Genomic DNA, 5,202 nt, shown 5'->3' with positions numbered 1-5,202 from the left:
TAAGCAGAATTTTTACACGATTAAATGATGCGAACGATCGACTTACTTGCATCTTTGAGTAATTAAACGATCGAATGATGTTTGCAATTAGTTATGACGATCGATTAACATCAAAAAACCGCCGCACTTCGATCGATATATTTGGAAATGCTGAAGGTGAAACTGTTCCATCCTGAAAGTTGGTGACAGTCCGATAACCCAAAGGTGATGGATCTTGAAAAACTGTAAGCTGCAAATCTTGGAGATTCACCACCCAATACTCTAGAATCTCTGATTGTGCATAGACGATTTGTTTATCACCTAAATCGTACTTGAGGGTGCTGTAAGAATACTCAATCAACCACAAGATATTTTCTGAATAGGGATGATGCTCTAGATAGACAGTATCGAGCGGTTGGACGATTGCCAGATCTGGCTGTGGCTCCGAACCATTAGGCAATGTGACGGGACGACCTTCCCGGACTTGCGCTTGTCCTAATAGAAGACTTCGCAGAATCTGGGCAGCACGATCGCTAAAATAAACATGGGGTTCTCCTTCCGGTGGCATCAGGATCAGATCTCCCCGCAATAATTCTAAATTTTGACCATCAAAAATACCTGAGTCGATCGCCTGATGGTATCGATCGATTGTCCACTTATAGGTCGCGATCGTCATCATTTACCCTCTCAAGTGTTGACGTATTATCACTCTAACAGATTTTAGCTCGATGGAAAACAGACTAAAATCGCAACTCGATAATCTCTTTCCCTTCAAGGATTTGCAAATGCAGTGAAACTAGAGCGCAACTGGATTTCAAGTATTAAGCAATCTGTTTTACCCATAAAAAAGGTTTTAGGGTTGTTAAGATGAGGTTAAATACGTTGGAGATCGTATTATGCCCGATGTTCATTCCCAAAGGCTTCCCTCCGCGACGCTGCGCGAACGCCAACGGATTCAACCAGAGCAATTTACACCCAATCGACAGGGGAATAGATCGAGTGTCAGCGCGATCGGTAGTTATGCTTTACTAATTATACTGGCATTGTTATTCATCGCCCCGATCGCATTTATGTTCGTGGCTAGTCTCAAACCCGACGAGCTGGTATTATCGCAAGCAGGCACCATTCAAGGGTTTATTCCCATCCCCGCTTCCACTCAAAACTATCAGGATGTGTTCGATCGAGTCAATTTTGGACAGTTTTTTATTAACTCTTTACTCATTACTAGCTCGATCGTCTTAATGGGATTATTAGTTAATTCGATGGCTGGCTATGCTTTTGCCCGACTGCGGTGGCGGGGTCGCAATTTGCTATTATTGGTAGTACTCGCTTTAATGATTATTCCGTTTGAAGCGATCGCTGTACCTTTGTTTTTTCAGGTGACGTTATGGGGTTGGCGCAATACTTATCTGGCTCAAATTCTGCCATTTATTGCCAATGCGTTCTCGATTTATTTGTTTTATACTTTCTTTATCGGCTTGCCTAAAGAACTCGAAGAAGCTGCCAGAATCGATGGTGCGAGTATCTTGCGGACTTTTTTTGAAATTATCGTCCCAGTTTCTAAGCCAGTATTCGCCACTGTCACAATCTTGACTTTTTTGACTCAATGGGGGTCTTTTCTGTGGCCGTTAATGGTGACGATCGATGAGAAAGTTCGACCTTTACCTGTGGCAATTGCATCTTTCCAAACCTTACCACCAATTCAGTGGGGAGATATTATGAGTTTTGGGGTGATGATGGTAGCACCGATTTTAATTGTGTTTTTAGCGTTCCAGAAGTGGTTTGTTGAAGGGGTGGCTTCGACGGGGACGAAGGGGTAGGGAGGGAGTAATGAGTAAGGAGTAAGGAGTAAGAAGTAAGAAATAGGGAGGTGGGATTGTGGCGACGGTGAAATTCGATCGGGTGTTTAAGGTTTATGCTAATGGTCAGACGGCGATTAAGGACTTATCGCTAGAAATTGCTGATGGTGAATTTCTAGTGTTTGTGGGGCCTTCTGGTTGTGGTAAATCGACAGCATTGCGGATGCTGGCGGGGTTGGAAGATATTTCAGCGGGTAAAATTCTCATCGACGATCGCATTGTCAACGATAAAACGCCCCAGCAGCGGAATATTGCGATGGTGTTTCAGAATTACGCGCTGTACCCACACATGAGCGTCAGGCAGAATTTAGAGTTTCCGCTGCGGATGCTGAAGTTGTCGAAGCAACAGATCGATGCACTGGTGGCTGAGGCAGCCGAGAAGCTGGGTTTAATTGAATTAATGGAACGCAAGCCCAAACAGCTCTCTGGGGGGCAGCGACAGCGGGTAGCGATGGGACGGGCGATCGTCCGCGATCCGGCGGTATTTCTGATGGATGAGCCGCTGTCTAATTTGGATGCCAAAATGCGATCGCAGATTCGGACGGAAATTACCACGCTTCAGCAGCGGATGAATGCGACGATGGTGTATGTCACCCACGACCAAGTTGAGGCGATGACGATGGGCGATCGGGTCGCGGTGATGCGATCGGGTAAACTGCAACAAGTGAGTTCGCCACAAGACCTGTACGATCGACCGACAAACATTTTTGTGGCGGGGTTTATCGGTTCGCCGGGGATGAATATTTTTCGGAGCCGCTTGGCCAAGGATGAATCGGGCAATTTAACGCTCGATGTTGGCGGACAATTTTTAACGATTTCAGCAGCTACACTCGATCGATATCGAGAATTAGAACTATATCTCAATCGAGATCTGTTGGTGGGTTTGCGTCCGGAAGCTTTTAGCATTGCCCCCATCGATGCCGCTAATTCAATTACCGTCACGATTTCAACTGTCGAATTACTCGGTCATGAAACGATCGTCTATGCTACAGCTCCCATCGATAAAATCGATACAGACGAGGCTGCTAGCGGACAAGCTGGAAGTCAGGGCAATAATTCGATTTTAATCGCGCGAATTGCCGCAGCACGGACGATTCAAGCTGGCGATCGATTAGTATTAGCAATCGATACTAGTAAGCTGTATTTATTCTCGATCGATGGTGAATATCTAGATTAACAGCGTTCTGGCTCTCTGTCAGTCGGGTATCCCAGATCGTTAAGTCTCGATCGCGATTGACTTACCGCTATAAAATGTAACGGCAATTTAACGATCCTAATTAAAAAATTCTATTTCGACGATCGCAAACTCACGCGCCGTTTTTGGCTGATGAGTAATTACCCGATCGATTTTCGAGACGATCGATCTCAACTGAAAAAAGCGCGATCGATCTAAAATTAGAGCGGTTATTTGGTTATTACCTGAGGAATTGACGCAGGATTACTGCTATTTTCTCGATCGATCTTTTGGACGCGATCGGCAGTTTCCTCTGGTTTACCAGCGAGGGGAAAAATTAGAATGCTTTTGATTTTAGGATTGGCTGTCAATTCTTTCAAGCGATGCAGTTGTCCGTCGGTAATTGCCACTCCAGCATAGTTTACTGCATAGTTTAATTCGTCTTTGAAATTCTTTTCATTGTAGTCTTGAATAAAGACGCGATCGACTTTCCATTTTTCCCAGTCGGCAGCAAAATAACGCTTTGCCCAGTAGGGATTATGATGGCAAATATCGAAACTAACCGCTGGATTTGCTGCCTTCATGCCTGCAATTAGTTGTTGGACGAAAGTTGTCAAACTAGCAGTTCGATCTACCTTACCGGGCAATTCGGCATGATAGCCAAGATAATCATCCCATTGGACTGCATCAATTTTTGGATATTTAACCACAAATTCTGCCAGCATCCTTTTAAACAGATCGGCAACTTCTGGCACCTCAACATCTAAAACATAATGTTCGACTTTGGCATAAGTTCGATCGACTCCCGGTACGATCCATTTTTTGGCAATTGCGCGATCGAAAATTGGACTATTCTTATCGATTTTAATCCCTTTTTCAAAATAAGCATGAACTTGCATTCCCTGTTTGTGAGCCTCATCGATCGTCCATTCCAGCCAGCGATCTTGAAACTGATTTGGGCAACTTTTTGCCCATAACATTTGCTGCATAACTTCACTATTATACATCGTGCAGCCATTCCCCCACACGCCATGAATTATGGTATTTATCCCTTGCGATCGATAGTACCGAACTCTTTGGCGAATTGTTTGTTCGTCAGCATTATTAGTAATTTGATAGCGACTCAGATAAATACCTCTAATTGCTTTCTTTTCCCATGAATTCTGGAGGTTAGTGGGTGATGGCGATGCGGCAATTGGTAAAGGTAATTGAGGCTTAGAATCGATTTTTGATGGGACAGGCGCAACTGCTACTTGTGGTCGAACTGCAATTGGCTGCGAACTCTGTTTGGGGATTGGTAGCGGGGTAGGTTGGCTATTAGTAGATTTTGAGGGGAACAGATTGGCAATCGGTGCAGGTAATTGAATCGGCGGCAAAAGTTTAGTAATTTTGGTGACATTACCGAGATAAATCAGCCACCAATAGCCACCGCCCACCATCAAGATCGCGACAGATAATGGTATTTTTAAGCAACCACAGCCTGAATTTTGCTTAGTTCCCATATTGAATTGTGTATATGTACGGGTTTGTAGATGGCTTTGTTTATGCTAGCGATTTTTGCCTGACGCTATTGGTTTCCTCAGCGTGCGTTGCACCAAGCACCCGCCCTCCCCACAAGAAGATCTTAAATGGGTTGTGTATTGAAGATTGGGAGACATCGAGCTGAGTATGCATGACTAAAATAGCAAATCTAGATCGCACCCATGTTGTGGCGGCAGTGAAATAATTGAGATCGAGATTCTAATTTAGCTAGTCGGGTTGAAAAAGCGGGAATTATATAGTTAGACTCGGTGAGGATAGTTAGCTTGGAACCACATAGCCGATCTAGCAGTCAAAGTCATTGCCGTCATGTTTTGACAAGGCAGCACGAGCGCACGCTTTTAGAAGATTGGAGCTGTAGACTATCGAGATCCTCTAGAACTGACTGGCTCATCTTGCCGATCTAGCAGACAGCGATTGACAATCGGTGGACTGACGGCTCGATTTTAAAATCGAAGACCAAATTCATGGTACTTTACCATAGAGTCCCAAAATGTTGATTTTTCGCAGCAAATAGAAACAATTCGAGCTGTTAGTTCATCTTAAATAAGTGCCAGCATTCTGAGCGGGTGTTGGCACACCTGCTCCTCACGGAGCGTTGATGACAACAGCTATTCTACTGCCTAGTTAGTGAAAACAGCACGATCCGAC

At 44.5% G+C, this 5,202-nt stretch carries 4 protein-coding genes; 2 read left to right on the top strand and 2 right to left on the bottom strand.

The annotated features are described in order from the left end of the window. Window positions 1-91: 91 nt before the first annotated feature. Window positions 92-655, bottom strand: coding sequence for a Uma2 family endonuclease (locus Q0R35_RS16240; RefSeq protein ID WP_295620704.1), 564 nt, complete (start codon window positions 653-655; stop codon window positions 92-94). Window positions 656-875: 220 nt separating this feature from the next. Here Q0R35_RS16240 and Q0R35_RS16235 point away from each other — a divergent pair, with 220 nt between their 5' ends. Then, window positions 876-1,799 (top strand): carbohydrate ABC transporter permease, encoded by a 924-nt coding sequence (locus Q0R35_RS16235; RefSeq protein WP_295620701.1) that lies wholly within the window; start codon window positions 876-878, stop codon window positions 1,797-1,799. Window positions 1,800-1,857: 58 nt separating this feature from the next. After that, on the top strand, window positions 1,858-3,015 hold the full coding sequence (gene ugpC / locus Q0R35_RS16230; RefSeq protein ID WP_295620698.1) for a sn-glycerol-3-phosphate ABC transporter ATP-binding protein UgpC: 1,158 nt from the start codon (window positions 1,858-1,860) through the stop codon (window positions 3,013-3,015). A gap of 227 nt (window positions 3,016-3,242) precedes the next feature. On the opposite strand, the gene Q0R35_RS16225 is transcribed toward ugpC, so the two are convergent. Beyond that, complete coding sequence (locus Q0R35_RS16225; RefSeq protein ID WP_295620695.1) at window positions 3,243-4,514, bottom strand: family 10 glycosylhydrolase; 1,272 nt, start codon at window positions 4,512-4,514, stop codon at window positions 3,243-3,245. Window positions 4,515-5,202: the final 688 nt, after the last annotated feature.

It is taken from the genome of Chamaesiphon sp. GL140_3_metabinner_50, assembly GCF_025361915.1.
In the GTDB taxonomy this organism is placed as follows: domain Bacteria; phylum Cyanobacteriota; class Cyanobacteriia; order Cyanobacteriales; family Chamaesiphonaceae; genus Chamaesiphon.
This window is presented reverse-complemented; position numbering and strand designations above follow the sequence as displayed.